Origin of the sequence: Leifsonia virtsii, assembly GCF_030433675.1 — a bacterium.
Classification (GTDB): domain Bacteria; phylum Actinomycetota; class Actinomycetes; order Actinomycetales; family Microbacteriaceae; genus Leifsonia; species Leifsonia virtsii.
Window position 1 is genome coordinate 179367 of sequence record NZ_JAROCB010000004.1, and the last position, 25727, is coordinate 205093.

General features: G+C 70.2%; 24 protein-coding genes. 9 read left to right on the forward strand and 15 right to left on the reverse strand.

Translation table 11 applies throughout. The features are described 5' to 3' along the window. Position 1: 1 nt before the first annotated feature. Positions 2 to 1264: a DUF7847 domain-containing protein gene (locus P5G59_RS14855; RefSeq protein ID WP_301219773.1), complete on the reverse strand. Its 1263-nt coding sequence runs from the start codon at positions 1262 to 1264 to the stop codon at positions 2 to 4. 178 nt (positions 1265 to 1442) lie between these two features. Here P5G59_RS14855 and mtrA point away from each other — a divergent pair, with 178 nt between their 5' ends. From mtrA to hpf, 5 genes are all read left to right on the forward strand, one after another. Then, positions 1443 to 2126, forward strand: a complete 684-nt coding sequence (mtrA, locus tag P5G59_RS14860; protein WP_301219774.1) for an MtrAB system response regulator MtrA — start codon at positions 1443 to 1445, stop codon at positions 2124 to 2126. Positions 2127 to 2141: 15 nt separating this feature from the next. Continuing rightward, positions 2142 to 3770, forward strand: coding sequence for an MtrAB system histidine kinase MtrB (gene mtrB, locus P5G59_RS14865; protein WP_301219775.1), 1629 nt, complete (start codon positions 2142 to 2144; stop codon positions 3768 to 3770). Continuing rightward, the gene (locus tag P5G59_RS14870; protein ID WP_301219776.1) at positions 3767 to 5476 is read left to right on the forward strand and encodes an LpqB family beta-propeller domain-containing protein; all 1710 of its coding nucleotides are present in this window, start codon (positions 3767 to 3769) and stop codon (positions 5474 to 5476) included. Before mtrB ends, P5G59_RS14870 begins: the two co-directional genes overlap by 4 nt. Before the next feature lie 88 nt (positions 5477 to 5564). After that, on the forward strand, positions 5565 to 6260 hold the full coding sequence (locus tag P5G59_RS14875) for a ComF family protein (RefSeq protein WP_301219777.1): 696 nt from the start codon (positions 5565 to 5567) through the stop codon (positions 6258 to 6260). 128 nt (positions 6261 to 6388) lie between these two features. Beyond that, on the forward strand, positions 6389 to 7090 hold the full coding sequence (hpf, locus tag P5G59_RS14880; protein WP_301219778.1) for a ribosome hibernation-promoting factor, HPF/YfiA family: 702 nt from the start codon (positions 6389 to 6391) through the stop codon (positions 7088 to 7090). Positions 7091 to 7210: 120 nt separating this feature from the next. On the opposite strand, the gene bla is transcribed toward hpf, so the two are convergent. After that, complete coding sequence (gene bla / locus P5G59_RS14885; protein ID WP_301219779.1) at positions 7211 to 8137, reverse strand: class A beta-lactamase; 927 nt, start codon at positions 8135 to 8137, stop codon at positions 7211 to 7213. Between the two features lie 269 nt (positions 8138 to 8406). Here bla and secA point away from each other — a divergent pair, with 269 nt between their 5' ends. Further along, entirely contained in the window at positions 8407 to 11214 is a 2808-nt protein-coding gene (gene secA / locus P5G59_RS14890) for a preprotein translocase subunit SecA (RefSeq protein WP_301219780.1), read from the forward strand. Between the two features lie 541 nt (positions 11215 to 11755). On the opposite strand, the gene P5G59_RS14895 is transcribed toward secA, so the two are convergent. After that, complete coding sequence (locus P5G59_RS14895) at positions 11756 to 12007, reverse strand: Rv3235 family protein (RefSeq protein WP_301219781.1); 252 nt, start codon at positions 12005 to 12007, stop codon at positions 11756 to 11758. Positions 12008 to 12094: 87 nt separating this feature from the next. On the opposite strand from P5G59_RS14895, the gene P5G59_RS14900 reads away from it, so the two are divergent. Beyond that, on the forward strand, positions 12095 to 12496 hold the full coding sequence (locus tag P5G59_RS14900) for a hypothetical protein (RefSeq protein ID WP_301219782.1): 402 nt from the start codon (positions 12095 to 12097) through the stop codon (positions 12494 to 12496). A gap of 6 nt (positions 12497 to 12502) precedes the next feature. Here the strand turns inward: P5G59_RS14900 and P5G59_RS14905 are convergent, their stop codons facing one another. After that, a complete protein-coding gene (locus P5G59_RS14905; RefSeq protein ID WP_301219783.1) occupies positions 12503 to 12748 on the reverse strand; it encodes a DUF3263 domain-containing protein in 246 nt (81 codons plus the stop codon). 182 nt (positions 12749 to 12930) lie between these two features. On the opposite strand from P5G59_RS14905, the gene P5G59_RS14910 reads away from it, so the two are divergent. Further along, positions 12931 to 13224 (forward strand): hypothetical protein, encoded by a 294-nt coding sequence (locus P5G59_RS14910; RefSeq protein ID WP_301219784.1) that lies wholly within the window; start codon positions 12931 to 12933, stop codon positions 13222 to 13224. Positions 13225 to 13248: 24 nt separating this feature from the next. Here P5G59_RS14910 and P5G59_RS14915 read toward each other — a convergent pair whose 3' ends face one another. From P5G59_RS14915 to P5G59_RS14930, 4 genes are read right to left on the reverse strand one after another with little or no spacing between them, the layout of a single operon-like run. Next, a complete protein-coding gene (locus tag P5G59_RS14915; protein WP_301219785.1) occupies positions 13249 to 15066 on the reverse strand; it encodes a PKD domain-containing protein in 1818 nt (605 codons plus the stop codon). Then, a complete protein-coding gene (locus P5G59_RS14920; RefSeq protein WP_301219786.1) occupies positions 15063 to 15983 on the reverse strand; it encodes a collagen-like domain-containing protein in 921 nt (306 codons plus the stop codon). Before P5G59_RS14920 ends, P5G59_RS14915 begins: the two co-directional genes overlap by 4 nt. Further along, on the reverse strand, positions 15980 to 16609 hold the full coding sequence (locus P5G59_RS14925) for a collagen-like domain-containing protein (RefSeq protein ID WP_301219787.1): 630 nt from the start codon (positions 16607 to 16609) through the stop codon (positions 15980 to 15982). The genes P5G59_RS14920 and P5G59_RS14925 overlap by 4 nt, the downstream gene beginning before the upstream one ends. After that, a complete protein-coding gene (locus tag P5G59_RS14930; RefSeq protein ID WP_301219788.1) occupies positions 16609 to 16938 on the reverse strand; it encodes a hypothetical protein in 330 nt (109 codons plus the stop codon). The genes P5G59_RS14925 and P5G59_RS14930 overlap by 1 nt, the downstream gene beginning before the upstream one ends. Before the next feature lie 57 nt (positions 16939 to 16995). Between P5G59_RS14930 and P5G59_RS14935 the strand changes: the two genes are divergently transcribed. After that, positions 16996 to 17538 (forward strand): hypothetical protein, encoded by a 543-nt coding sequence (locus P5G59_RS14935; protein ID WP_301219789.1) that lies wholly within the window; start codon positions 16996 to 16998, stop codon positions 17536 to 17538. Here the strand turns inward: P5G59_RS14935 and P5G59_RS14940 are convergent. From P5G59_RS14940 to P5G59_RS14970, 7 genes are read right to left on the reverse strand one after another with little or no spacing between them, the layout of a single operon-like run. Next, positions 17535 to 18266 carry a tail fiber domain-containing protein gene (locus P5G59_RS14940; RefSeq protein ID WP_301219790.1) on the reverse strand — a complete coding sequence of 244 codons (732 nt, stop codon included), beginning with the start codon at positions 18264 to 18266 and terminating at the stop codon, positions 17535 to 17537. The genes P5G59_RS14935 and P5G59_RS14940 overlap by 4 nt on opposite strands. After that, positions 18266 to 19465: a hypothetical protein gene (locus tag P5G59_RS14945; protein WP_301219791.1), complete on the reverse strand. Its 1200-nt coding sequence runs from the start codon at positions 19463 to 19465 to the stop codon at positions 18266 to 18268. Before P5G59_RS14945 ends, P5G59_RS14940 begins: the two co-directional genes overlap by 1 nt. Before the next feature lie 6 nt (positions 19466 to 19471). Further along, entirely contained in the window at positions 19472 to 19996 is a 525-nt protein-coding gene (locus P5G59_RS14950) for a hypothetical protein (protein WP_301219792.1), read from the reverse strand. A 14-nt stretch (positions 19997 to 20010) separates the two neighbouring features. Then, positions 20011 to 20859 carry a M15 family metallopeptidase gene (locus P5G59_RS14955; protein WP_301219793.1) on the reverse strand — a complete coding sequence of 283 codons (849 nt, stop codon included), beginning with the start codon at positions 20857 to 20859 and terminating at the stop codon, positions 20011 to 20013. After that, complete coding sequence (locus P5G59_RS14960) at positions 20860 to 21870, reverse strand: type 2 periplasmic-binding domain-containing protein (RefSeq protein ID WP_301219794.1); 1011 nt, start codon at positions 21868 to 21870, stop codon at positions 20860 to 20862. Positions 21871 to 21881: 11 nt separating this feature from the next. Continuing rightward, complete coding sequence (locus P5G59_RS14965; protein ID WP_301219795.1) at positions 21882 to 22739, reverse strand: hypothetical protein; 858 nt, start codon at positions 22737 to 22739, stop codon at positions 21882 to 21884. After that, positions 22736 to 25669 (reverse strand): phage tail tape measure protein, encoded by a 2934-nt coding sequence (locus P5G59_RS14970; protein ID WP_301219796.1) that lies wholly within the window; start codon positions 25667 to 25669, stop codon positions 22736 to 22738. The genes P5G59_RS14965 and P5G59_RS14970 overlap by 4 nt, the downstream gene beginning before the upstream one ends. Positions 25670 to 25727: the final 58 nt, after the last annotated feature.

Consider the following 25727-nt stretch of genomic DNA (forward strand, 5'->3'; position numbering starts at 1 on the left):
ATCAGCCGGCGGGCCACCCGGCGCCGGGCGCGGCGGCGGGCCGTGCGGGCGGGAGGTACGGGTCGGGGAGGTCCTGACCGGTCTGGCGGCCCTCGACGAAGCGGACGAGCTCCAGGTCGAGGCCCTCCTTGCGCATCCTCAGGTCGATGTAGAGCAGCGCGACGGCGGCGGTCTGGATGACGCTCCCGATCGCGCCGACGATGGCGCCGACGATGCTCGCCAGCACGTTGACGCTCAGCTGGGCGACGAGCACCTCGGTCAGCGGGTCGGCCGAGGTGGCGGAGGTCGGGGCGACCACGCCGCCGATCAGGATGCCGAGGAAGCCGAACGGCGTCGTCACGGCTTGCGTGATGGCCCAGACGATGACGCCGACGAGCAGGATGATGCCCAGCGTCCGCCAGAAGTATCCCGTGGTGAGGCGCCACGACCGCGCGACCGCGGCGGTGAGCGGCAGCCGCTCCAGCACGATCGCGCTCGGCACCATCGCGAGCTTCGTGTTGACCCAGAAGGCCAGCACGATGAGGGCGAGGCCGCCGAAGATGCCGACGAGCACCGTGCCGATGATGCCTGCGGTCCCGCCGATCGTGGCGAGCGCGAACGCGACGGCGACGACGAGGGCGACCGCGACGATCCAGGCGAGGGCGAAGAGCAGCGTCCAGCCGATCAGGGCGCCGAGCCGGCCGCGGACGAGCCGCCAGACCGCACCGAAGGTGAGCTTCTCGCCGAGGGACTCGCGCGCCACCTCGCCGACGATGACGCCCTGCAGGAGCCCGCTGAAGACGGTGGAGACGACGAGCGCGAGCGCGCCCAGCACGATCCCGCCGCCGACCAGCCCGGCCTGGAGCGCCGGCTGGTCCTGCGCCTCGCCGGAGGCGGCGCGGCTGACGAGGAACGCCGCAGCGCCTGCGATGACGACGGTCACCACGATCTGCGGGATGCCCTGCAGCAGCAGGGCCGCGCCGACGGTGATCCGCGGGTTGCGGCGCAGCGCCTGGAACGGCGCGGCCAGGATGGGCCCGAGCGTCAGCGGGCGCAGCGGGATGAGGCCGGGCTTCGGCGGCGGCGTCCACGCGGGCTGCGCGCCGGGAGGCGGGTAGCCCTGCTGCCAGCCGGGCTGCTGCTGCCACTGCTGCTGACCGTACGGCGGCTGCTGCTGTCCGTACTGCGGCTGCTGCGGCTGCCCCCACTGGCCCTGCGGCCGGCCGTCCTGTGCGGGGTCGCCCCCACCGGATCCCGGCGCCTGCCACGTCTGATCGTCACTCACCCCGTGCCCTTCCGTCCCCGCGCGTTGCTCCCATGCTGGCACATCGGCTCACGGCACGATGCCCCATCCACAGGGCACACAGGGCTTTCATTCAAGCCCGTGCCAGCCCGGTGCCATTACGCTGGTCATGTCGTACCGCGGCCGAGGCCGCTCGAGAGGGGTTCGGGGAACATCCGACATGACTAGTCGCATCCTGGTGGTCGACGACGACACCGCGCTTGCGGAGATGATCGGCATCGTCCTGCGCACCGAGGGCTTCGACCCCGTGTTCTGCGAAGACGGGGCGCTCGCAGTCGACATCTTCCGGTCGGCGAAGCCCGACCTCGTCCTCCTCGACCTCATGCTCCCCGGACTCGACGGCATCGAGGTGTGCAGCCGCATCCGGGCCGAATCCGGCACGCCGATCATCATGCTCACCGCGAAGTCCGACACCGCCGACGTGGTGAAGGGCCTGGAGTCCGGCGCCGACGACTACATGGTGAAGCCCTTCAACCCGAAGGAGCTCGTCGCCCGCATCCGCACCCGGCTCCGTCCCGCCCCCGCGGCGCCGCCCTCCGACGAGCTGACGGTCGGCGACCTCGTCGTCGACGTCGCCGGTCACGAGGTCCGCAGAGGCGACGCCCGCATCGCGCTGACGCCCCTGGAGTTCGACCTGCTGCTCGCCCTCGCCTCCAAGCCGCAGCAGGTCTTCACGCGCGAGATGCTGCTCGAGCAGGTGTGGGGGTACCACTACAAGGCGGACACGCGCCTGGTGAACGTGCACGTCCAGCGGCTCCGCGCCAAGGTGGAGCAGGACCCGGACAACCCGAAGATCGTCATGACCGTGCGCGGCGTCGGCTACCGCGCCGGCGCGGCTGCGTAGCCGACGGAGACCGGGATGCGCTGGTGGCCGACGCGGGACGGGTGGCGCCAGGCGCCGGCCCGGATCGCCCACCTGTGGCGCAGCTCCCTGCAGCTGCGCACGGTGGCGATCACGCTGCTGCTCACCGGGGTCGCCATCCTCGCCACCGGCGTCTACATGGCGCTCAGCATCAGCAACGACCTCTACCAGTCGCGCCTCGACCAGGCGCTGCGCGACTCCAGCCGTGCGACGACCACGGCACAGTCGACCCTGAACGCCTCGGACGTGTCCTCCGGAGACGCCGGCAAGAACCTGCTCAACACCGTGCTGCAGAGCGTCCAGGCCTCCACTTCGAGCCGCCTGGTCGCGGCCTACCGCGTGCCGGGTCAGGACACCGGCGTGCTCGCACCGCCGGATCGCGGCAGCCCCGCCATCAACTCGGTGATCTCGCCCGAGCTGCGCGAGAAGGTGCAGAAGGGCGGGACCAAGCAGTACTACCAGTCGGTGGCGCTGCCCGCGGCGAGCGGCAACACGGACCCCGGGATCGTCGTCGGGTCGCAGCTGACCCTTCCGTCGTACGGCAAGTACGAGCTCTACATCGGCTACAACCTTCGTGACTCCGAGAACACGCTGCTGTTCGTCCAGAGCACGCTGCTGCTCGCGGGCCTCGCGCTGGTGCTGCTGATCGGGGCGATCACCTGGGTGATCGTGCGCTTCGTCGTCGAGCCGATCCGGGTGGCCGCGCAGACCAGTGAACGGCTCGCCGCGGGCGACCTCGCCGTCCGCATCCCGGAGAAGGGCGAAGACGTCTTCGCATCGCTTGCCCGCTCCTTCAACGGAATGGCCGACAGCCTGCAGAGCCAGATCAACCAGCTGGCGACGCTGTCGCAGCTCCAGCAGCGCTTCGTGTCGGACGTCTCGCACGAGCTGCGGACGCCGCTCACCACCATTCGCCTGGCCGGTGACGTCATCTACGACCAGCGGGAGGGCTTCGCACCGGCGACCGCTCGCACCGCCGAGCTGCTGCACACCCAGGTCGAGCGCTTCGACCGGCTGCTCTCCGACCTGCTCGAGATCAGCCGCTACGACGCCGGCTCCGTGGTGCTCGACGCCGAGCCGACGAACCTGGTGCGGCTGGCCGAGGACTGCGTCGACGAGCTGCGGACGCTGGCGGAGCAGAACGGATCGGAGCTGACCCTGGACGCGCCGGGCGGCTACTTCGACGTTCCGATGGACCCCCGCCGCATCCGCCGGGTGGTGCGCAACCTGATCGGCAACGCCATCGAGCACGGCGAGGGCCGGCCGGTCGTCGTCACGGTCGACAGCAACGAGAGCGCCGTCGCGCTCGCCGTGCGCGACTACGGCATCGGCATGAACCCGCAGGACACCGGCCACGTCTTCGACCGCTTCTGGCGTGCCGACCCCTCGCGCAAGCGCACTCTCGGCGGCACCGGCCTCGGACTCGCCATCTCTCTCGAAGACGCCACCCTCCACTCCGGCTGGCTGCAGGTGTGGTCGGCCCCAGGCGCGGGATCGTGCTTCCGGCTGACCCTTCCGCGCGTCATCGGGCGCGAGATCACGGCGTCGCCGCTCCCGCTGCCGCCGGCCGACGCCGGCGCGACGATGCCGCAGGGCGCGGGTTCCGGAAGCGAGGCGCGCGCATGAGCCGGGTCGGGCCGAAGCGGGCGATACGGGCAGCGGTCTCCTCGCTCGCGGTGCTGCTCGTCGCCGCGCTCGCCGCGTGCGCCAGCATCCCGGACTCCGGCCCCGTCCGGCAGGGCGCGCCCGTCGCCCAGGTGAACGATCCGCTCGACCTGGACTTCAACCCGTCGCCGCCCGAGAAGGGCGCCAGCCAGCAGCGGATCGTGCAGGGCTTCATCGACGCCGCATCCAGCCCGAAGAACAATTTCGCGATCGCGCGCGAGTACCTGAGCCGGTCGATGGCAGCGAGCTGGAACCCCGACGAGTCGGTCACGGTCGACGACGGCCGCAACCGCTCGTACGACGACGAGGGCACGCTCTGGCGCGTCGAGGTCACCCCGGTGGCCAACGTGGACGCCGTCGGCGCCTTCCACCCGGTCGCCAGCACCGCGCCGGTGGGGCTGAACTACCAGCTGGTCCGGGAGAACGGCGAGTGGCGCATCTCGGTGGCCCCCGACGGCGTCGTGATCGACGACCCCACCTTCCGCGCCGTCTACGCGCAGCAGACGCTGTACTTCTACAGCCCGGGATGGGCGTACCTGGTGCCGGACGCCCGCTGGTTCCCGGCGCGCGTGGCCTCCGCGGCGACCCGGGTGGCGAGCGCCCTGCTCGCCGGTCCCGCGCCGTGGCTGACCGGGGCGGTCGCCACCTCGTTCCCCAAGGGTACGCAGCTCGCGGTGCCGTCGGTGACGACCGCGGGCGGGGTGGCGCAAGTCGACCTGAGCTCGGAGGCCGGGCAGGCGGACCCGGTGCAGCTGCAGCGGATGCAGTACCAGCTGGAGCAGTCGCTCGGCAGCCTCGCGCAGAGCGTCCAGCTCTCCATCGAGGGGAACGTCCAGCAGGTGCCGTCGCTCGGTGCGTCGGCCCTCCCGCTGCGGAACCCGCCGGTGGACTCGCACCCGTTCGTCTACCGCGGCGACATCTTCGGCTCCCTGAACGGCGACACGGTCAGCGCGCTCAGCGGGCTGAGCGACAAGATCGTCGCCCTGCAGCCGACGGCGGTCGCCCTCACCGCGGCGCGCGATCAGGCGGCGGTGCTGTCGGCAGGAAGCGTGTTCTCGGTCCGGAAGAGCGGGGAGCCGGTGCGGGTGGACGCGCGGCCCGGCCTGACCGGCCCGTCGGTCGACCCGGACGGCTGGGTGTGGTCGGTTCCCGTGGAATCGCCGAGCGCCATCCAGGTCACGACTCCGACCGGCGGGGACCCGCATTCCGTCGCTGCGGACTGGCCGGGGGCGACGGCGATCCTCTCGCTCGCGGTCTCCCGGGACGGGACGCGCGTCGCCGCGCTGCTGCGCACGGCGACGGGCTACTCGCTGATGGCGGCCGGCATCGTCCGCAACGGCAACGGCTCGCCGACGTCGCTCACGGATCCGATCGAGCTGGCGGTGCCGGACGGCACCCCGCGGTCGGCGGCGTGGACGAGCGACATCACGGTGGCCGTGCTGAGCACGACCAGCGGCGAGGCGACGACCATCACCCAGCAGACCGTCGGCGGGGAGCAGACGACGACCGCAGGGCCGGCGAGCGGCCGGACCATCGTCGGCGCGTCGGGGCTGGCCCCGTACGTCGTCCTGAGCGCGGACGGGACACTGCTGGCGCCCACCGGTACGGGGTGGCAGGCGCAGACCGACAAGGTGGGTGCGGTCGCGGTGCAGCACGGGCAGCCGTAACCCCGTCCACAACCCGGGGACCCGGGACGTTCTCCACAGTTTCCGGGCTCCGGCTCCACCCGCGGCCGCAACCCGCGAGGCTCGGACCATGACAGCTCACACCCTGATCCGCGAATCCCTTCTCGACGCCGCTGCGGTGGTCCTCCCGGTGCGGTGCGCCGGCTGCGGTCGGCCGGACCGCTCGTTGTGCGACGCCTGCCTGGAGGCCGTGCGCCCGGCCGCCCGGGTCCACGACGCGCGCGGCGTCCCGGTGTGCTCTGCGCTGCCGTACGAGGGCGTGGCGCGGCGGGTGCTCCTCGCGTACAAAGACGGCGGCAGGGTCGACGTGGCTCGGGCACTCGGGCGGGCGCTCCGCGGCGCGATCGCCGAGGCCCAGCGGCAGGCGCCGGCGGTGGGGGAGCGGTCAGCGCTCCTGCCGGTGCTGATCCCGTCGACCCGGGCGGCGTGGCGGCGGCGGGGGTACCACCCCACGCGTTCGGTGCTGGCGCGGGCGCACATCCTCGTCCCTCCGCTGTGGCGCGCGCTGCGGCTCTCCCGGCAGACGGCGGACCAGGCGGGCCTTTCGGCGGACGAGCGGTCGGGCAACCGCGACGGCAGCATGGTCGCCTCCCGGCGGCTGGCCGGCCGCGAGTGCCTGATCGTCGACGACATCGTCACCTCGGGCGCGACGGTCGCCGAGGCGGCCCGCGCGATCCGCGTCGCCGGGGGAAGAGTGGTGGGTGCGGCGGCCATCGCACGGACGCCTCGCCGCTCCTCGGCAGGCGCAGAGGCGACGCTCAGGTGACCCCGGGGAAATGCCGTGTGTTTTCCGGTTTCCTAATGGGGGAGACCGCACTACGGTAGTCGGAAAGGCGAGAGCGATCCGCCCTTCTTGATCCCGGGCGGACATCGCGCCAGATCAGGGAGGTCTTCATGGACATCAACATCATCGGACGCAACCTGGACATCACTGATCGCTTCCGGGAGTACGCCACCGAGAAATCGGAGAAGGTGTCGCACCTGGCCGAACGAGCGATCTCGTTCGAGATCAAGGTCAGCCGGCACAACGAGAAGCTCGGTGGGCAGAACGGCGACGACCGGGTCGAGCTGACGCTCGTCGGGCCGAAGGCCGTCGTGCGATCGGAAGCGACGGGAACGGACAAGTACGCCGCCTTCGACATCGCGCTCGGCAAGCTCCTGGAACGCGTGCGGCGTGCGAAGGACCGGAGGAAGGTCCATCGCGGTCAGCACAGGCCGACCTCGTTGCGCGAGGCGAGCACCGGCGGCTTCAGCGCCGTCGGCCTCGAGGCCGCGCCGGTCGCCGTGCTCGACCAGGTCCGCACCGGCAGCCTGCCTGCCGTGTCCGATGAGACGGAGGAGAAGTCGGAGGCCGAGGAGGACTACAGCCCTGTGGTCATCCGCAAGAAGGTCTTCGCCTCCGTGCCCATGACCGTCGACGACGCCCTCTACTACATGGAGCTCGTCGGCCACGACTTCTACCTGTTCGTCGATCAGGAGACCCAGCGTCCGAGCGTGGTCTACCGGCGCAAAGGCTGGGACTACGGCGTGATCACCCTCGACGACGACGCCGAAGAGCTGCAGGAGGCGGCCACCGCCGCCCGCAAGCTCGGCTGACGTCCGGGCCCGATCGCGTGACAGCGCCGATGGCGGCCGCCCGGGCGGCGGTCGCCATCGACGCCCGGGCGCGGGTCAGCCGGGCGCGGGTCAGCCGGACGCGCGTCAGCCGGGCGCGCGTCAGCCGAACGCGGTGGCCAGCGCCCGTGCGGCGTCCGCGATGAGCGCGTTGTCGTAGGCGGCGTCCTGTGCCTGCTTGCGCGAGAGGACGACCATGACCACGGGTGCCCGGCCCGGCTGCACCACCACCGCGATGTCGTTGCGCGTTCCGTAAGCGGCGGCACCGGACTTGTCGGCGACCGTCCACTCCGCCGGGATGCCGGCCCGGATCAGAGGAGCCCCCGTCGCGTTGCCCGTCAGGTCGTCGAGCAGCACGCGTCTGCGTTCGGGAGTGAGGGTGTCGCCCACCGCGTACGACCGCAGGTCGTCCGCGAGTGCACGCGGGGTACTCGTATCGCGTTCGTCGCCCGGGGCGGCCTCGTTCAGATCCGGCTCACGGCGGGCCACCACAGTGGTCGTGTCCCCGAGCCCGCGGAGCGCCTTCTGCAGCTCACCCGGGCCACCCAGCTCCCGGAACATCAGGTTGGCGGCCGTGTTGTCGCTCGACCGGAGGGCGGCGGCGATCACGTCGCGCAGCGGCATCCCATCCGCGACATGCGCCTCCGTGACCGGAGAGTAGGTCACCAGGTCGTCGCTCGTGTAGTGCACGGTCGCGTCCAGGGCCCCGTCGTCCACCGACGCGAGCAGCGCCCCGGCGAGCAGCGCCTTCGAGGTCGACGCGTACGCGAACCGCTCGTCTGCCCGATAGGCGACGGAACGGCCGCTGCCGGTGTCGACCGCGTACACGCCGAGCGTCGCGTCGTACTGCTTCTCCAGATCCGCCAGCGCCCGCGACGCGGCGCGCTCTCCCGCGTCCGCGGTGGACGTCGGCTCGGAGCCGAGAGGGCGGCTGTGGTCCGCGACCGGTCGGGCTGTCGCGCAGCCGGTGAGCAGCGCCAGAACGGCGACGCTGAGAAGAGTGGTGGCGCGGAGACGGCCGAGAGACATGCGGGTCCTTTCCTCGAGGGCCACCAGACAAGCGCGGCGTCGATCGGCACGCCAAACACATCCTGTCCGCTTTCCTCCCGGGACACCGTGCGGGCGGCACGGGACCACGATCGTTCGGAGGCGACGTTGAGGTCCCTCTCAGGACGCACGGGTCGAACGCGGGGGCTGAACAAGTAGCATGTCCATAGCGTCGGCGGAGTCTGCCGTCCGGCGTGCGTCCGCCGGGGCGCCGGGCCGCGTGCCCGACCGATCATAAGTGGAGTGCATCAGTGGCCTCAGTTCTGGAAAAGGTCCTCCGTGTCGGCGAGGGTCGCACCCTCCGTCGGCTGGAGGCGTACGCGAAGGCGGTCAACGCCCTCGAAGACGACTTCAGCGAACTCACCGACGAGGAACTCGCGCACGAGACGGTCGAACTGCGGGAGCGGTACGGCAACGGCGAGTCCCTCGACGACCTGCTGCCGGAGGCGTTCGCCGCGGTCCGCGAGGCCGCGAAGCGCACCCTGGGCATGCGTCACTTCGACGTGCAGATCATGGGAGGCGCCGCCCTCCACCTCGGGAACATCGCCGAGATGAAGACCGGTGAGGGCAAGACGCTCGTCGCCACGACCGCGGCGTACCTGAACGCGATCGCGAGCCGCGGCGTCCACGTCGTCACCGTCAACGACTACCTGGCCAGTTATCAGTCGGAGCTGATGGGGCGCGTCTTCCGCGCCCTGGGCATGTCGACCGGCGTGATCCTCGCGGGGCAGACCCCCGAGGAGCGCCGTGAGATGTACGCGGCCGACATCACCTACGGCACGAACAACGAGTTCGGCTTCGACTACCTGCGCGACAACATGGCGTGGCAGGCGAGCGACATGGTGCAGCGCGGCCACTTCTTCGCGATCGTGGACGAGGTCGACTCCATCCTCATCGACGAGGCGCGGACGCCGCTCATCATCTCCGGACCGTCGTCCGGCGAGGCCAACCGCTGGTTCAACGAGTTCGCGAACCTCGCGAAGCGCCTCACCCCCGAGGTCGACTACGAGGTCGACGAGAAGAAGCGCACCGTCGGCGTGCTCGAGCCCGGCATCGAGAAGGTCGAGGACTACCTCGGCATCGACAACCTGTACGAGTCGGCGAACACCCCGCTGATCTCCTTCCTGAACAACGCCATCAAGGCCAACGCCCTGTTCAAGCGCGACAAGGACTACGTCGTGATGAACGGCGAGGTGCTCATCGTCGACGAGCACACCGGCCGCATCCTGGTCGGCCGCCGCTACAACGAGGGCATCCACCAGGCGATCGAGGCGAAGGAGGGCGTGGAGGTCAAGGCCGAGAACCAGACCCTCGCCACCGTCACGCTGCAGAACTACTTCCGCCTCTACAAGAAGCTCTCCGGCATGACCGGTACCGCCGAGACCGAGGCGGCCGAGTTCATGAGCACCTACAAGCTCGGCGTGGTCCCCATCCCCACGAACAAGCCGATGCAGCGCATCGACCAGTCCGACCTCGTCTACAAGAACGAGAAGGCGAAGTTCGACCAGGTCGTCGAGGACATCGCGAAGCGCCACGAGAAGGGCCAGCCGGTCCTCGTCGGCACCACCTCGGTGGAGAAGAGCGAGTACCTGTCGCGCCTCCTCGCCAAGAAGGGCGTGCGCCACGAGGTGCTGAACGCGAAGAACCACGCTCGCGAGGCGGCGATCGTCGCCCAGGCCGGCCGCCTCGGCGCCGTCACCGTCGCGACGAACATGGCCGGTCGAGGCACCGACATCATGCTCGGCGGCAACTCGGAGTTCATCGCGGTCGCCGAGATGAACGCCCGCGGCCTGTCGCCGGTCGAGACGCCGGACGAGTACGAGGCCGCCTGGGAAGAGGTCTTCACGAAGGTCAAGGAGCAGGTCGCCGAGGAGGCCGAGAAGGTCATCGAGGCCGGCGGTCTGTACGTGCTCGGCACCGAGCGCCACGAGTCCCGCCGCATCGACAACCAGCTGCGCGGTCGCTCCGGCCGTCAGGGCGACCCCGGCGAGAGCCGCTTCTACCTGTCGCTCACCGACGACCTGATGCGCCTGTTCAACTCCGGCGCGGCCGAGAGTTTGATGGGTCGCAGCAGCGTCCCGGACGACATGGCGATCGAGTCCAAGGTCGTCAGCCGTGCCATCCGCAGCGCCCAGTCGCAGGTGGAGGCGCGGAACGCCGAGATCCGCAAGAACGTCCTCAAGTACGACGACGTCCTCAACCGCCAGCGCGAGGCGATCTACAGCGACCGCCGTCACATCCTCGAGGGCGACGACCTGCACGAGCGCGTGCAGCAGTTCCTGACCGACGTGATCGACGACATCCTCGACCAGCACACGGGCGAGGGCAGCGGCGACGACTGGGACTTCGACGCGCTGTGGGCCGAGCTGAAGACGCTCTACCCGGTGGGCGTCACCATCGACGAGGTCATCGCCGAGGCCGGCAACAAGGGCAAGATCAACCGCGAGTTCATGCGCCGCGAGATCCTCTCCGACGCCCGCATCGCGTACCAGAAGCGCGAGGAGTCGCTCGGCGCCCCGGCGATGCGCGAGCTGGAGCGCCGTGTGGTGCTGTCGGTGATCGACCGCCGCTGGCGCGACCACCTGTACGAGATGGACTACCTGAAGGACGGCATCGGCCTGCGCGCCATGGCGCAGCGCGACCCGCTGGTGGAGTACCAGCGCGAGGGCTTCGCGATGTTCCAGCAGATGATGGGCGCGATCCGCGAGGAGACCATCGGCTTCCTGTTCAACCTGGAGGTCGAGGTCAACCAGGCTCCGGGCGAGGTCGAGTCTCCGGCCGTCGCCGCGAAGGGGCTCACGCGGGGCGAGGGCGAGGCCAGGCTCAGCTACTCCGCCCCGGGCGAGCAGGGTGGCGTCGAGGTCCGCAACCAGCGGGGCCAGCTGGAGCAGGCGGCCACCGCCCGCGCCCAGCGCGCCCAGCAGCAGGAGGCCGCCCCGGCGGAGCCGCCCGCGCAGGGCGCCACCCAGCGCGGCGCCTTCGGCCAGCGCGTCCCCGCCGACGACCAGGCGCCCGCGGCCAACCGCGCCGAGCGCCGGGCCCAGGCCAAGAAGCGCTGAGCTCCCACGCCTAGCTACGAAGGGCGGTCCCGAACGGGACCGCCCTTCGTGCTAGACGTGCGTCTGCGGCCGCGGTGTCTCCGCGACTGCGGCCTGCCGTCACGTCTGCGGGTGCGCGCGCACCCGCAGACGTGACGGGAAGCCGCCCTAGCCGCTTGCGCCCGGCACGGCGCGCCAGGGCGCCGGTTTTGGCCGCCCCGGTCAACCTCGGCGGGTGCGCGCACCGGCAGCCATGACGGATGCCCGCAGTCACCGCCTGCGCGTCTACCGGCGCGCCGAGGCTGCCGGCGACTGCGGCCTCCGGGAACGATGGCGGGTGCGCGCGCACCCGCAGACGTGACGGCAGGCCGCAGACGTCAGCCACCGGGGCGGTGGACCGTGTGCTGGTGCGACGGCGTCGCCGGGTGACTGGCAGGGCGGCAGCGGCCAGCTTGCGGTCGCTGGCCATCCGGCCCGACCGCGGCGTGGTCCCCGTCGCATGGGCGACGGCGCGGGCGGCTGCGCCGGCCTTGCGGGCCGAATGGGGCCGCCCGCCGGGCGCTCACAGCACGTTGATGGCGCTGGCGCGCCAGCGCGACCGGTGCCGTTCGAGCCGGATCGCCACCGCGCGCGAGCGGGCCGGCTGGTGCACCATGACGACTGCCTCGATGACGTCCTTCGTCGGCGAGCTGAGCTTCGGATCCCCGATGTGGACCCTCGGCCGCGGGGCGCTGTCGGAGGCGTCCTGGCGGGCCCGTTGAGCGAGCAGGTTGCGGCGGAGCAGGTGCACGTACACGGCGTCGGTCGTTATCAAGAAGGGGGTAATCGCCCGGACGTCGGCCGCCCGCATGACCCGAACGCGGGGCGGCAGCCCGACCGGATGTCCGGTACGCTCGCCACCATGAAGAACCGTCTCCTGCTTGCCGGAGTCGCCGCGCTCGCTCTCGCGCTGGCCGGATGCTCGGCGCCCGCGGGCAAGCCGACGCCGATCAACGAGCCGCGCACCGTCATGCAGAAGGCGATGAGCGAGTGCCAGTTGATCAGCGTCTCGACCGGCCTGAAGCTCGGAGACGAGAACCACACGTTGATCCTCGACGGCAAAGGTGAAGAGGATGCCGCCGGGATGAGCTTTGACTCGGAGCTATGCGTGTTGAAGGCGCTGAAAGTCACCGACGCCGTGCTGAACGAGATCGAGACGACGCGCGCCCTCGACGGTCGCCAGGAGGCCAGCTGGGGCAAGATCGATGCGTCGTGGACCTACCACCCCGACAACGGGCTCGACATCACCCTCACCGAGAAGTAGCCCGCCTCAGGCAGCACGACCGCGACGCAGCGCCTGCCGCTCGAGCGTCAGCCGCCGGAGCCGATGCACGAGCTGCGGGAACTCCTCCTCTGCGTCCTGCCGGTCCAGCATGCCGAGGAGGAGCTGCTGGTAGCGAGTGGCCGAGAACCCGAACGTCTGGCGGATCCGCTCTTCCTTGTGGCCGCCAGCGGCCGGGTTCGCTTCTTCGAAAATCAGGATGAGTCGTTCTCTGGAAGACAGCACGACCCCCATCCTCCGTCCGACCACCGACATTCGCCGGTGGGCTTGAGCGCGCCTCTCCGATGTTGCACAATTCGAACAAAGCTTCGAAAGTCGGGAGGTGGCGGTTGGCGGTCCCCTGGTCCCCGGCGGCCCACGCCCGCCCCGCCGAGTGGCTTCTCCGCGTCACGGAGTCCCAGCCGCCGTACGCCGTCGTGCGCCGCTTCCTTCTCGGCGATCCGAACCGTCCCGACGAGTGGTTCCGCGTGGTCACGTGGGCGCCGACATCAGAAGCCCGCGAACTCATCGGATGGGTGCGCTCCCTCGACGCCGCCTGCGCTCTCGGCTGGGATCACTACTGCGCGTTCCAGTCCTGGCGATCTCATATGGCGGCACGACGCACCGATTCGACGGCGATGAACCAGCTCAAGCCATCGCCCGCGGAGCTCGTGAAGTTCTGGCGTGCGCACGCGGACAACGAGAAAACGCCCCGGCCCACCCGAAGGTGAGCCGGGGCCGTTGCTTGGATCTGGTCAGGCGTAGCCGCGGACCTCGCGGACGCCGCTGGCCATGATGCCGCTCGCTCCCTTCGACATGCCGGAGTCGTACATCGCCTTGCTCGAGGCGATGTGGCCGATGACGGGCTTCCCGTACGCGAGCGCGGTGTTCCACTGAGCCTGCGTCGCGGCGACGTCGAGGCCGAGCCAGTCCCACCCGGGGGCCAGCGTCGCCCAGTCCTCGGTCGTGCCCTGGTTCGCGCCGTAGCCGTAGCCCCAGGTGAGGTAGCCGCGCGCCTTCGCGGCAGCTCGCCAGGTGGTGCCGGTGATGTAGTTCTTCGCGATGAAGCGAGCAGGCCCGCCGTTGGCATCCATGACGTCGAGGATCGCCGAGAAGTAGGTCGAGGGGATCGTCTTCGGGTCGACCATGATCGGGGAGAGACTCGGGTATGCGGCCAGCAGTGCGGCGAAGTTGAGATACGGCCGGCGCGGCGAGGACGTCGCACGCTTCGTCCAGTAGGAGCCCTGGTCGTAGCCCTGCACCTGGGCCCAGGTCATCGTCCGTGGGTCGAGCGTCGTGCCGCCGGAGACGCCGAGCGTCATGCGGTCCAGGTATGCCTCGTCGTTGAGCACGAAGAAAACCCCGTCGCTCGTGCGCTGCAGGCTGACCATGATGCCGTCGGCGCCGTGCATGAGCGCCCGGGTGACGCCCTCCAATGAGCCCTCGACCTCGTCGTAGCTCTCGCCCATGTGCCCGAACACGAACCCGGTCTTCGCGAGCAGTTGCGTCGGCGTTCCCGCGCCGTCGCCGACCGTGAACACGTCGACCGGCTGCTTCCCGCCGGCGCCGTCTGCGAGCCAGACGTACGCCTGCGCGCCGCCAAGCTGCGCCACTGCGGTCGGGTGCTTCACGGTCACAGGCGTCTGCGTGCTCGCCGTCGCGCCGCCATTGTCGGTCACCGTCAGCTTGACCGTGTAAGTCCCGGGGGCCGCGTAGGTGTGCGCCGCCTCGACGCCACTGCCGTGTGCTGACGCGTCGCCCCAGTCCCAGTCGTAGCTCGCGATCGTGCCATCCTGATCAGCGCTCCCCGAGGCGTTGACCGTGGTCCCGAGGCCAGCCTCGGAGTGCGTGAAGCTGGGGACCGGAGGCTGGTTCGTGGCCGCGGCCGGGCGCAGCGCGACCGACATGATGCTCGCGCCAGTCGCCGCCGGCCACGTCACGGTAGGCGTCGGTGCAGCTCCAGCGACGCCGAGCTGCTTGCCGTACAGGGCGAGCATGGTGCGGGTGACGGTGGTGTTGTCGGCCCCGGCCAGCGAACTGACCAGCGCGAGCTGCGTCATCCCCGAATCGGCCGACGCTGCCTCAGCGTTCGGGCTGACGAGCTGGTCGTTCGCGAGCACGACGAGGTAGGCGTTGTCGGCCACCACCGAGAAGCCGGGCAACGTGCGCGTCGCGCCGGAGAGCGAGGCGGGGTTGCCGACCGAATGACCCGCATCCGGGTTCGCCGTGTCGACGCCGGAGAAGCGCCGCGCCCACCCAGGAAGCCGGCCCGAGCCCGAGGGGTAGGTGAACGTCCAGGAGAGCGTCCCAGCAGCCTGCGCGGCGACGTCAGCGCTCGTGACGACGTGGTACGCGAGCATGTTGCCGCGCTGGTTGGCGTCGTTCTGAATCCAGGGTGTGCCGAAGCGCACCCACCCGCCGGGGAGAGTCCAGTCCGCGGAGGCGGCCTGGTTTTGGTGGGTGAGGGCGAGCAGGATGATCTCGCCCACGGCGATGCCCGCCGGTGCGACGACGACCGCGGAGGCTGCCGAGGTCTGGACGAGGGTGGGCGAACCCTGGGGGAGGACGGTCACGAGCCGGTCGCCTGGATGATGATGGACCCGGCGGGGAGGCCCGCGGCTGACTCTCCCGCGGCGAGCGTGTAGACGTTGAGGGCGGCGCGCGCCGCGGTGACGGTCGCGGACTTCACCACCGCCTGGCCGACCGCGCCGGAGTCGCCAATGTTCGCAGCGTTGACCGTTCCCGATGCGCCTGTCGGGCCCTGATCGCCCGTCGGTCCTTTGTCACCGGTCGACCCCTTGTCACCGGTCGGGCCTTTGTCGCCCGTCGGGCCCTTCGCCCCCGCATCCCCGGTCGGTCCCTTGTCGCCAGTCGATCCAGGATCTCCGGTGGGGCCTTTGTCTCCGGCGGGACCGGCCGCACCGGCGTTGCCGGTCGGACCCTTGTCGCCGACTGGCCCCTGGTCGCCGACGGGGCCCTTGTCGCCAGTGGGCCCCTTCGCTCCGACGTCTCCCGCTGGCCCCTTGTCTCCCGTTGGGCCCTTGTCACCGGTGGGGCCTTTCTCTCCGATCGGTCCCTGCTCGCCGACGCCGCCCGCCGACGGGTCGATCGCGTCGACCTGGTCCTGCAGCGCACCGAGCGCCGCCCACCACGCCGGCGGAGCTGGGGGCATCGGCTCGAGAGTCCCCGGCTCGACGACGTGCGACCGAAGGAGCTCCGTGAGCGTCACCGTGTCGGGATACGAGGCGACCGTCACGGGCTGCCACTTCTCCACGCTGGCCGTGATCTCGACACCGCGCCCAGCGGCAGCCGCCGGCAGCTCCGTCGCGCCGTTCCCATCGGCGTCGAGCGTCACCGACCAGGGCTTGCCGGTGAGCAGGCGCGCGCCGTCGGCGTTGAGCTGCACCGGGCGGAACGTGAGCTGTCGCCCGGCGGCGGGCCGCGCTCCGGCAGCCGTCCAGTCGTCGACACCGATGGTCAGAGCTGTCACTGGATACCTCCGGTGCTGGTCGGAGCGCACGAGTACGTCGGCGCCGCGGGATCGAACGGGTCAGTGCGCGTGCACGTGTAGGAGAAGCCGAGCGGATCGGAGTAGGTCCACGAGAGCGGCGGCTGGCCGTCGGCGCCGGCCGGTCCGGCAGGCCCGGTCGCTCCTGCGGGTCCGGTGGCCCCGGCTGGGCCTTGCGCCCCGGCGGGTCCGGGGTCTCCCTGGGCTCCGGATGCGCCTGCCTCTCCCGCGTCACCAGCCGGGCCCTGTGGCCCGGTCTGGCCTGGAACGCCCATGTCCCCCTTCTCGCCGCGTTCACCTGTCGGACCGCTCGGCCCAGCCGCTCCGGCAGAGCCCTGGGGCCCCGGAATCGCCTCCGGAGCGGGCGCCGTCGGCTCACACGCGACCGCCTCGGTGCAGTCCCCGTAGAGTCGCGAGTACTGGGTGAACAGGCGGTCGTACTTGGAGCTGAGGGAGTCGTAGCGGCTCACTCCGACGTCGATGCGGCCCTGCTGGACCCAGAGGATCCCGCCGATAGCCAGCAGCGCGACCACGATCGCGCTGACGGTGGCCGCGTTGTAGTAGCGGGCGCCTCGGGGCTTGGGAACTCGCAGTCTCTGGTCCGGCATCATCCGATTCCGATCGTTCGCTGGATCACGGGGGTGAGAATCGTTGCCACGACGGCGATGATCGAGAGGGCCAGCGCAAAGCGGTTGCGGGCTTTGTCCTTCTCGCCGTCAGCGATCTGCTGCCGCAGCGTGCCGATCTCGGCCTTCATCTCGGTCTCGACCTTGGCGGCGGCCGCGCGGTCCTCGGCGCGGTCTTCCTGCACTTGCTGTTGGAACAGTTGGAACACCCCGACCGGGACGAACCCCGCGGACTGCTCGCGGATGCTTCGCTCGATGCGCTCGATCGCGGTCATCAGCTCCCAGCCGTTCGGTTCGGGGCGGTCGGGCATGGGCTCTCCTCGATCGGGGGATATTAATTCGGGAACGCGTCGATTAATCTGGGGCGCATGAGCGATTCCGTGGGGGATAAGCCGGTCAGCACGCTTTACCGGATCATCGTTGGGGGCATCCTGGTCGTCGCCGTGGCCGCGCTGGCGATCGGCATCGGGACCGCGGCGCATGCCGCCCAGGTGCGAGCAGACGCGCAGAAGGCGATGGTCGCCGCCGCGCCGGCGTACGACGGTGCGATCACGCTGGGCGGCAACCTCGACCAGCTCGCCGCCCAGTCAGTGCAGGCGAAGGCCGCCTACGACGCAGAGCAGGAGCGCCTCGCCGCCGAGAAAGCGGCTCAGGAGGCGGCCGCCGCGCAGGCCGCGGCGGCGGCGGCGAAGGCTGCGGCAGACGAGGCCGCGCGCCAGGCCCAGCAACAGGCCGCAGCAGACGACGAGACCTCCGAAGCGCCGGCTCAGCCGTCGTCCGGGAAGCTCCCCGCCGGGTCGCCGGTGCCCTGGATCGCGAATCCGGACCCGCAGGACACCGCCGGTGGTCGCTGGGACACGAGTGCGTGTGCGAGCGGCTCCGCGTCCGGCAACCCCGCGATCTGCGACTAGGCGCCCTCCTCGAGCTTCTTCAGCCTGTCGAGCACTTCCGACTGGAACTCGGCGAGTGCCTCTTCCGCAGCGAGCCTCTCGCGCCGCTCGCGGGCGACTGCGAGAAGGAGCGGAACGACGAGCTCCTCGTATCGGACGCCCTCGACCTGGCCGTCCTCGTTGTGCCAGACGTTCAGCGGGGCGACCGGCTCGACTTCCTCGGCCATGAAGCCGGACTGCCACGGGGCGGCCTCGCCCATCTCCAAGACGTCGAGGATGCGCTGGAAGCGGTAGCCGCCGAGCGCGAGGAGCGCGTCGAGGTCGACGTCGAGCGGTTCGATGTTGGTCTTCGAGCGACGTGTGGAGGTGTTCCCGCCCATGTTGCCGGCGGAGTCGATGTAGACCGCCGAGTAGCCGACCGTGACCGTGTTGGCCTTCGTGCCCGGTGAGCCGATGATGCCCTGGCTGACCACGCGTCCGCTCGCGGTGACGTTGCCCGGTGTGATGTCACCCGGGCTCGCGATCTTCGAATCGACCTGCGACCTCGTGTAGGCGTTCGCCGCCATCCAGTTCGTTGCGATCGAGTTGACCTGGGCGACGATGTCCGCGAGGGTCTGGTCGATTCGCTTCACCAGGGAGCCGACGGACGTTCCCGTGGGCCGCAGCGCTGTGCGGAGTGCCTGCTCGACCTCTTCGAGCCGCTTGATGAGTTGGTCGAACCCGTTCCCGGGCGGCGGACTGTACGGCATCAGTTCTCCTCGAGGGCGGGCGCGAACTGCAGCTTGACGACGTCGCCCTTGTGGGTGCCGGAGCGGCCGACGAGGCGGCGGCGGAAGTCGCCGCCCTGGGGGAACCAGGGGTCGCCGATACGGGCCTTGCGGTTGTACTTCGCGATCCGGATGGTGTGGAAGTCGCCGACGGCGTACTCGGCGATCGAGGGCTTGCCGTGCATCTGCGCGTCGAACGACCACGTCTCCAGCGGGCGGCGCTGCAGGTCCGCGGCGGCCCAGCCGTCGAGGGTGGCCTGCTTCGACACGTCGGTGTGGGAGGAGTCGAACGACTCGAGCAGCGGGAACCCGGCGTCGGTGAGGAACGAGTCGGTCTGCCGGGAGGTGAGCACGGTGTCGGTGGAGCGGCCGCCGACCTGCCAGGCGACGGAGGCGAGGCCGGTGGCGTCCTCGTCCACCTGGAAGTTCGAGATGGGCGACTTCGGCGCGGTGAGGTTCCAGACGACGTCCGAGGTCGAGGTGATGAGCGGTTGCGCTCCGGTGCCGGTCTGGAAGAGGAACTCGATGCCCTTCCGGTCGGCGCGCAGCCGGCCCTGGAAGTTCACCTCGGGGCCGCCGATCACGCGCGTGGTGTCACGGATGAAGTCGCCGATCTTGCGGAACTCGGTGCCTTCGATGGTGCGGTCGTGGTCCGTGTTCGTGGACGTCTCGTCGGGCTGGAAGATGATCGGCAGGGCGCCGCCTGTCCACGCTATCGCCTGCTGCAGCACCCGCTTGAGGATCGTGCCGAGCCAGAGTCCGGTATAGGCCGTCTGGAGCTGCGGGTTGGGGATCGTCTTCTTCGTGTCGGTCGGGTCCGGGATGATGAACTGGTTCACGCCGAGGGTCTGCGCGATCACGGGCAGGATGAGCCGGTGGTCCCCGATCGACTGCATGCCGGCGGCGCCGAGGGTCACGGTGCCCTTGTCGCGGTCGTACCGGCGGGCCCAGATCGGCCCGCCAGCGAGGAAGGTGTCGCCGTCCAGCGCGGCGAGGATGGTCTTGGCGGGGGTGGTCGCCGAGCGCGGCGCGAGCTTCTGCACCTGGGGGTCGCGGACGCTGATCGTCGCCGACAGGCTCTCGGCCGTGTTCAGCGGGTCATCCCACGTCCCGGAGACGACGGGGATGTCCATCAGCCGGTCTCCCGTGCGCAGGTCAGCGACCACCCACCGCGTTGCCATGTGGCGTTACTCGCCCGCGGCCGGGAGCGACTGCGGGTCCGGCACGCCGGCCGAGGCGATGTCGTAGACGCCGTTCGGGTCGGCGATCACCTTCTGCGTGAACTGGGCCGCGTTCGGGATCAGCACCGTCCAGATGGCGCCAGCGGCGGCGAGGCCCACGTTCGACCAGTCGGTCGGTGTGAGGTCCGCGAGCCGGCCGTCGGCGCCGACGATCGCGAGCACCGCCTGGGCGGCGGTCGCGAGGACGCCCACCCAGAACTTCAGCGAGGCGTACCACTTCTCGTTCGCTGCGAGGCCCCAGGTCGCGATGGCGGCGGAGACGGCGATGGCGATCGACAGCATCACGAAGAGGCTGTTGCCGTGACCGTAGGACGCCTTGAACGCGATGAGCGCGGCGACGATGATCGGTCCGAACAGCTTGGCGTAGTGCATGACGTTCTGCTCGAGCACCTCGACGTAGCCGGGCACGGCGGGGCGGACGGCGATGGCGCCGCGGACCGTGGTGCTGGTGGTGGCTTCGTGGTCTCCCATGATGGTCTTCCTCCTCAGTTCGCGAGTCGCTTCGCGAGTTCGTTCGCCACGGCCGGCGCGAGCGCCGCCGCGATCTGTTCGGCGCTGGGTGCGCTCGTCACGCCGGCCGCCTTGAGCGCCTGCGTGAGCTTCGTGTAGTCGATCGCCGGAGTGCCCGCGGCGGCGAGCTTGTTCACGGCGTTCTCGATCCGCTCGACGATGGTCCGCGTGTCCGCGTTGTCCTGGATCTGCGCGATCGGGACGACCTTCCCGTTGACAGTGCGCATGACCGGCTGCTTGAGCATCTGGTAGATGGTGCCGGGCACGCCTAGATAGGTCGGGTCGCCAGCGGACTTGCCGCCTGCGTAGGTGAAGCCTGCGAGGTTGCGAAGCAGGGACAGCATTTCGGCCTGCTCGGCGTCGGAAAGTGCCATGAGGAAGCCTCCTATGATCGTCGCGCCGCCTCCGGCGACGCTGGTTTCGGCCACGTTGACCTTGTGCCACGGCTCCCCGTCCGCGACGCCCTGCGCCGACGAGATACCGAACCGTGCTTCGTTCGCCCGCCACGCCGCCTGCTGCGACGTCGCCCAGGACGTGAACGGCCAGTCGAGGTCCCACGCCTCGCCGGTGCCGTGCTTCGAGTTGCCGGGGTACGCGGCCGGGTTGCCCTGCCCGGACTGGTAGAGGTTCCAGTAGAAGACCTGCGTCGCGAGCGGCCTGTACCCCTCGTTGAAGGTGACGGTCAGGCCGTACGTGAGCTGGAACCACGCCTTGATCGCCCACCACGCGCGAGCGGCGCGGGCCGTCAGCCAGCCCTTCGGCCAGCCCAGCCGCGGCTCGGCGAGGACGAGGTCGGCCTGCGTGTACTGCCCGTTCGCGGGCACTCAGACCAGCCCCTTCACCCGCCACGATGCGCCGGCGAGCGAGAGGTTCAGCGCGCCGGTGAAGCTGGTGTTGAGCACGATCGTGACGGTCCCGCCCGATGTGACAGTGAGCAGCGCGACGGCGGTCAGGTTGCTGGTGAGCGGGATGCCGACGTCGGCGGGCGGGGCGAATGCGGCCGGGATGCTTCCGATGGTGTAGGTCGTACCGGCGGTGAAGCTGGCGCTGCTGCTTCCCACCTTGCCCTCGAGGAAGACGCGACCCGCCGACATGGCGGCCTGGGGCGTCGGAGTTCCGGCGGTGTAGAGGCCGGTGGGGGAGAACGCAGCGAACTGCGGCTTGCCGCCGACGTGGTACCAGTCCGGGGTCGTCGCGCTGGCGATGTACTCCCAGAGGTTGCCGGTGTCGAGCGCGTACGCGAGCTGCCCGTCTACTGCGGTCGACCACGCCTTCAGGTCGGCAAGCAGTCGGAACACGACCACCCCGCCTGCGGTGGCCGTGAATGGTGCGATGTCCTTCAGGACGACGCCACCCGACGACGTGGTGACGGCGCTCGACGGCACGAGCGCGGAGACAAGCGCGAGACCACCGGTCGGGATGCGACTGATCGCCTGGTTCACGTCCGGTGTCGCGCCCTGGTCGCTGGACGCGATCCCGAGCAGAGGACCGTCGACTCCTGCGTCGCTGTACGGTGCTGCCGTCTCGACCTGCTTCAGGTAGATGACGTGGTAGATCGAGTTGGACGACGGGATCGGCAGGGCCGGCGACTGGATGACGCCGTCGTTCTGAGTGAAGAGCGGGCCGCCGCCGCGCACGAGCGCGGCGTTGACGAGGCCGATATCGACCTTCATGTCGCCGGTACGCGGCGTGCCGATGGGCGCCGAGCCACGATAGAACACACCGGCGCGCGGGCTGCCGTCGGTGCTCTTGACCAGGATGCCGGCGAGATCCTTGCGGAGCTCGGACGAGTCGACCTTCCCGGACGGGCCGGGGAACGAGTCATTCAGGGCCATGCCGGGATCTCCTATCGGTACGCGGGGCGCATGGTGGGGGCGGTGAGGGTGGGGGTGCCCGTCGCGACGCCGATGGCGTTGAACTGGACGGTCACGAACGACTTCGGGGGCACCACGATCGGCTCGTCGTACGTGAGGTCTCGGGTCACGTCGTTGTCGCCGTCGATGAACGCGCGGCCGATCGACTGCTGCAGCGTCACGACAGAGTCGACGGGGATGAGTCGCTCGAACCGCTTGTGCGCGCTCGTCTCCCGCACGACGAGGTCGAACCCGCCGGAGAGCCCGCCTGTGACCTGGAAGTCCGGGATGACCGCCGAGTTGCCAGCGTTCGCGAGCACGAGCGTCCCCGGATTCCCGGCCACGCCGTAGTCGATCGGGTACGCGACCGGGTAGGGGATGCCGGTGCCCCCAGTCGGAAGGCCAGTCGAAGGGACCGGCGCCACGAGTGGGCCGTAGCGCTTCGGGTCTGTCGCCTTCATCGGGATCGTGACCGAGGCGACGCCGTCCTCGTCCTCGATCGGGAAGGTCACCTTGCCGGCGACGCGCACGCCGACCGAGGAGAGTGGTCCCCGCGCGGGGTCGGTGAACGTGACGTCGAAGGGGTCGACGAGCTCGGTGAGCGACATTGCGACGTCGTGCAGCGCCCACACTGCGGACCCATCGCCCGGGTCGACCAGGTCGATCACGACGTCGAAGTAGCGCGGGCGGATCTGGGGAATGTCGACGTCGAAGGAGCCCTCGCCGTACGGCCGGTCGTCGGCGTCGATCACCACCTCGGCCCCGTCGTACCAGTTCGTGTCGGAGAGGTACGGGACGGTCTGGCCCGGCTCGTTCGTGATGGTGAGCCCGGGCAGGTCGCACTGGATCATCGGCGCAATCTCCGCTCCAACTCGTCTGCTGCCTTGCCGGCGAGGTCGCGCTCGTTCATGCCCTCGGACGGGTAGATGTGCTGGGTGACCTGCGGTGCTGACCGGTCGTCAGCTCGGCGGCGGGCGCGCGGCGCGCTGCCGTCGGCGAAACTCTGAGCCTCGGCCGGGACGAGCTGGTATCCGAACTGCGTCGCGACGGTCTGCAGGATCGCCGTCGAGCGGTCGCGCTTCGACGGCGACAGGGGGATGTACGCCTCGCCGCCGGTCTCCGCCTCGGCCCAGACGCGCATCGTGCCTGCGCGGGCGATCTGCGCCACGTGGTGCTCGCGAATCCCGCCGCCGGCGAAGTGCTCGACAGTCGGGTAGATCGCTCCCTGGGCGTTGAATCGCACGTTCGTACCCGGGATCTGGTAGGCCGTTCCGCCGTACGCGTCCACGTACATCCGCAGCCTGCGGCCGTCGTTGGTCGTGATGAAGGTGTTGATCTGCGACTGGGCCGACGCCGTGTCGGCGAGAATCTTGAACTCCTTGGCGGACGGGATGCGGTAGATCGCGTCGGCGAGCTTGACCGCCTCATCGTGGTTGCCGGTCAGCGCCGTCATGTTGTCGATGAGCGTCTGGCGGCCGGCCTCGAGGTTGGCCCGGTAGGCGTCCGTGTTGTGGTCGAGGTCGTACTGCGCCTTGGCGGCGTCCTGGGACTTCGCGGCGAGGTCGGCGAACATCTGCGCGTTCTTCGACCCGGCGACCGTCGCCTGGTCGAGCGACGTGGAGTAGCCGTCCTGGCCCTCGTGCGCCTTCTCGATCGTGTCCTGCACGGAGGCGAGCGACTGCTGATAGGCGGCGTTGGCCGAGACAGCGTCCTGTCCGACGCCGTTGGCCTTGTTCACGGACTCGATGAGCTGGTCGATCTGGTCGTGGAGGTCGCTCGCCTGCTTCGCGGCTTCCGCATACGCGGCCGCGGCGGTGTCGGCGCTCTTCCCGTTCTCATCGAGCGCGGACGTCGACTCCTTCGACGCGCCCACGCCGCTCTCCTGCGCCTCGGCGAGGTTCTCGTGCGCGGTCTTGGCGTCCTCGATGTCCTTGCGGGCGACGTTGACGCCGTCGGCCAGCGCCGACGCCTCGCCGCTGAAGGATCGCAGGATGTTGCCGCCGACTCCGACCGAGGCGTAGTAGTCCGCGCTCTTCTTGTTGTAGCTGTCGAGCGCGTCGCCACCCTCGAACACCGCGGCGTTGACTTCCTTGATGCTGATCCCGGCCTTCTTGGCGGCGTCGTACACGCCCTGGTCCTGGAGCTGCTTCTGGATGGTCGCGCGGCCGTTGTTCGTGAGCGCGCCCGTCTGCTCGTCGATCTGATCGGTGAGCTCCTGGACGTTCGTGCCCGACTTCACCTGAGCGCTCGACCACACACCGAGGAGTGCGACAGCGGCTGTGAGCGCGATGCCCCACGGCCCGGCGAGGAACGCGGCCGCCCCCTTCAGCCCGGCCGTCGTGCGCGGCATCTCCTCCGACAGCGTCGCGACCGCGGCCTTGAACTGGACGACCTTCGGGACCGTCACGAGGAGCGTGCCGCCGAAGAGCGCGACCGCGGCCGTGCCGACGCCGATCGACAGCGCCGCGGCCTGCACCGGCTCAGGGAGCCCGCCGTACCACTGGACGACCTGGGTCAGGGTCTGCACCATCTCGCGGAGGACGTCGTTCCCGGCCGACCCGGAACGAATGAGAGCGGTGTCGAACGCGGCGCCGAGCTTCGTGACATCACCCTCGAGGCTGTCGAGCTTGCCCTGTGCCTGCTCGGCCGCGAACCCGCTGTCGTCGACCTTGTTGACCCACTCACCGATGCCCGCCGCGCCCTCCTTGTAGAGGACGTTCGCAGCGCGGATCGCGTCGGTGCCGAAGATGATCGAGAGCGCCTGGTCGCGCTGCGCCTGGGTCGCCCCGCGCAGCCCGTTCTCAAGCTGACCGGCGAGCGCGGTGATGCCGACGAAGTTGCCTTGGGCGTCGTACGCCTCGATGTTCCACTTCTTCATCTCCTCCTTCGCCTGCGCGGACGGCGAGGCGAGGGAGAGCAGCATCGTCTTGAACGAGGTTCCGGCGTCGGAACCGAGGAGGCCCGCGTTGGCGAACGCCGAGAGGGTGCCGACGGTGTCCTCGATGGAGAGACCGAACTGCGAGGCGACCAGGCCCGACTGGTTGAGCGCCATGCCGAGGTCGTCCACGCCGCCCAGCGCCTTGTCGGCGCCCGCCGCGAGGAGGTCGGCGAGATGCGGGACGTCCTTGCCGGCCAGCTTGAACTGCGTCATCGCCACGGCGGCGATCTGGGTCGACTTCGCGACGTCGATCTGGCCCGCGGCCGCGAGGTTCAGCGCGCCCGGGAGCGCGCCGCCGAGCTGTTCCTGGACGCCGACGCCCGCCTTGACGAGCTCGGTCTCGGCCTGGGCGACCTCGTTCGCCGAGAGCCCGATGTTCTGTCCGCTGGTGAGCGCCGCCTCGGAGAGGTCGTGCATCTGCTCGGTGCTGGCGTGAGCGAGGGTGCGGACCTGCGCGAGCTCGCCGCTGAACGACGAGAACTTGGCCACGGCGGTGCCGACCATGACCGACACCGCGGCGCCGACGCCGAGGAACCCAGCGCCGACCTCCTTCGACGCGGTCTGGCCCTTCTCGGACATGGAGGTGAACTCCTGGCCGAGCGCCTTCGTCGTGGTGGTGGTCCGCTGCTGGGAGCCGCCGAGCGCGTCCGTGTCAGACTTCGCCTGGCGCTGCTTCTTCGAGGTGTCGTCGGTCTTCTTGCCGAGATCCTCGGTGGCTGTGCTGGTCTGCTTAGCAGTCTTGGACGCGCTACTGAGCGCCCGGTCCTGATCCTTGATCGCGCGGTTCGCCGCCTCGGCTCCGATGACCTGGATCCGGTAGATCAGTGCGCCGGCGTCGAACATCCGCTACCGCCTTCCATAGCCACGTCTCGGGACGGTCGAGGAGCTGCTCGACGGCGGA

Excerpts from the sequence above, each read along its gene's own strand:
- hpf (WP_301219778.1), top strand. The coding sequence starts at position 6,389 with ATGGACATCAACATCATCGGACGCAACCTGGACATCACTGATCGCTTC.
- P5G59_RS14905 (WP_301219783.1), bottom strand. The coding sequence starts at position 12,748 with ATGGGGGTCGTGCTGTCTTCCAGAGAACGACTCATCCTGATTTTCGAA.
- P5G59_RS14950 (WP_301219792.1), bottom strand. The coding sequence starts at position 19,996 with ATGGGAGACCACGAAGCCACCACCAGCACCACGGTCCGCGGCGCCATC.
- bla (WP_301219779.1), bottom strand. The coding sequence starts at position 8,137 with ATGTCTCTCGGCCGTCTCCGCGCCACCACTCTTCTCAGCGTCGCCGTT.
- P5G59_RS14965 (WP_301219795.1), bottom strand. The coding sequence starts at position 22,739 with ATGATCCAGTGCGACCTGCCCGGGCTCACCATCACGAACGAGCCGGGC.
- P5G59_RS14900 (WP_301219782.1), top strand. The coding sequence starts at position 12,095 with ATGAAGAACCGTCTCCTGCTTGCCGGAGTCGCCGCGCTCGCTCTCGCG.
- P5G59_RS14870 (WP_301219776.1), top strand. The coding sequence starts at position 3,767 with ATGAGCCGGGTCGGGCCGAAGCGGGCGATACGGGCAGCGGTCTCCTCG.
- P5G59_RS14875 (WP_301219777.1), top strand. The coding sequence starts at position 5,565 with ATGACAGCTCACACCCTGATCCGCGAATCCCTTCTCGACGCCGCTGCG.
- P5G59_RS14930 (WP_301219788.1), bottom strand. The coding sequence starts at position 16,938 with ATGCCCGACCGCCCCGAACCGAACGGCTGGGAGCTGATGACCGCGATC.
- P5G59_RS14925 (WP_301219787.1), bottom strand. The coding sequence starts at position 16,609 with ATGCCGGACCAGAGACTGCGAGTTCCCAAGCCCCGAGGCGCCCGCTAC.
- P5G59_RS14935 (WP_301219789.1), top strand. The coding sequence starts at position 16,996 with ATGAGCGATTCCGTGGGGGATAAGCCGGTCAGCACGCTTTACCGGATC.
- P5G59_RS14960 (WP_301219794.1), bottom strand. The coding sequence starts at position 21,870 with ATGGCCCTGAATGACTCGTTCCCCGGCCCGTCCGGGAAGGTCGACTCG.
- mtrA (WP_301219774.1), top strand. The coding sequence starts at position 1,443 with ATGACTAGTCGCATCCTGGTGGTCGACGACGACACCGCGCTTGCGGAG.
- P5G59_RS14970 (WP_301219796.1), bottom strand. The coding sequence starts at position 25,669 with ATGTTCGACGCCGGCGCACTGATCTACCGGATCCAGGTCATCGGAGCC.
- mtrB (WP_301219775.1), top strand. The coding sequence starts at position 2,142 with ATGCGCTGGTGGCCGACGCGGGACGGGTGGCGCCAGGCGCCGGCCCGG.
- P5G59_RS14940 (WP_301219790.1), bottom strand. The coding sequence starts at position 18,266 with ATGCCGTACAGTCCGCCGCCCGGGAACGGGTTCGACCAACTCATCAAG.
- P5G59_RS14945 (WP_301219791.1), bottom strand. The coding sequence starts at position 19,465 with ATGGCAACGCGGTGGGTGGTCGCTGACCTGCGCACGGGAGACCGGCTG.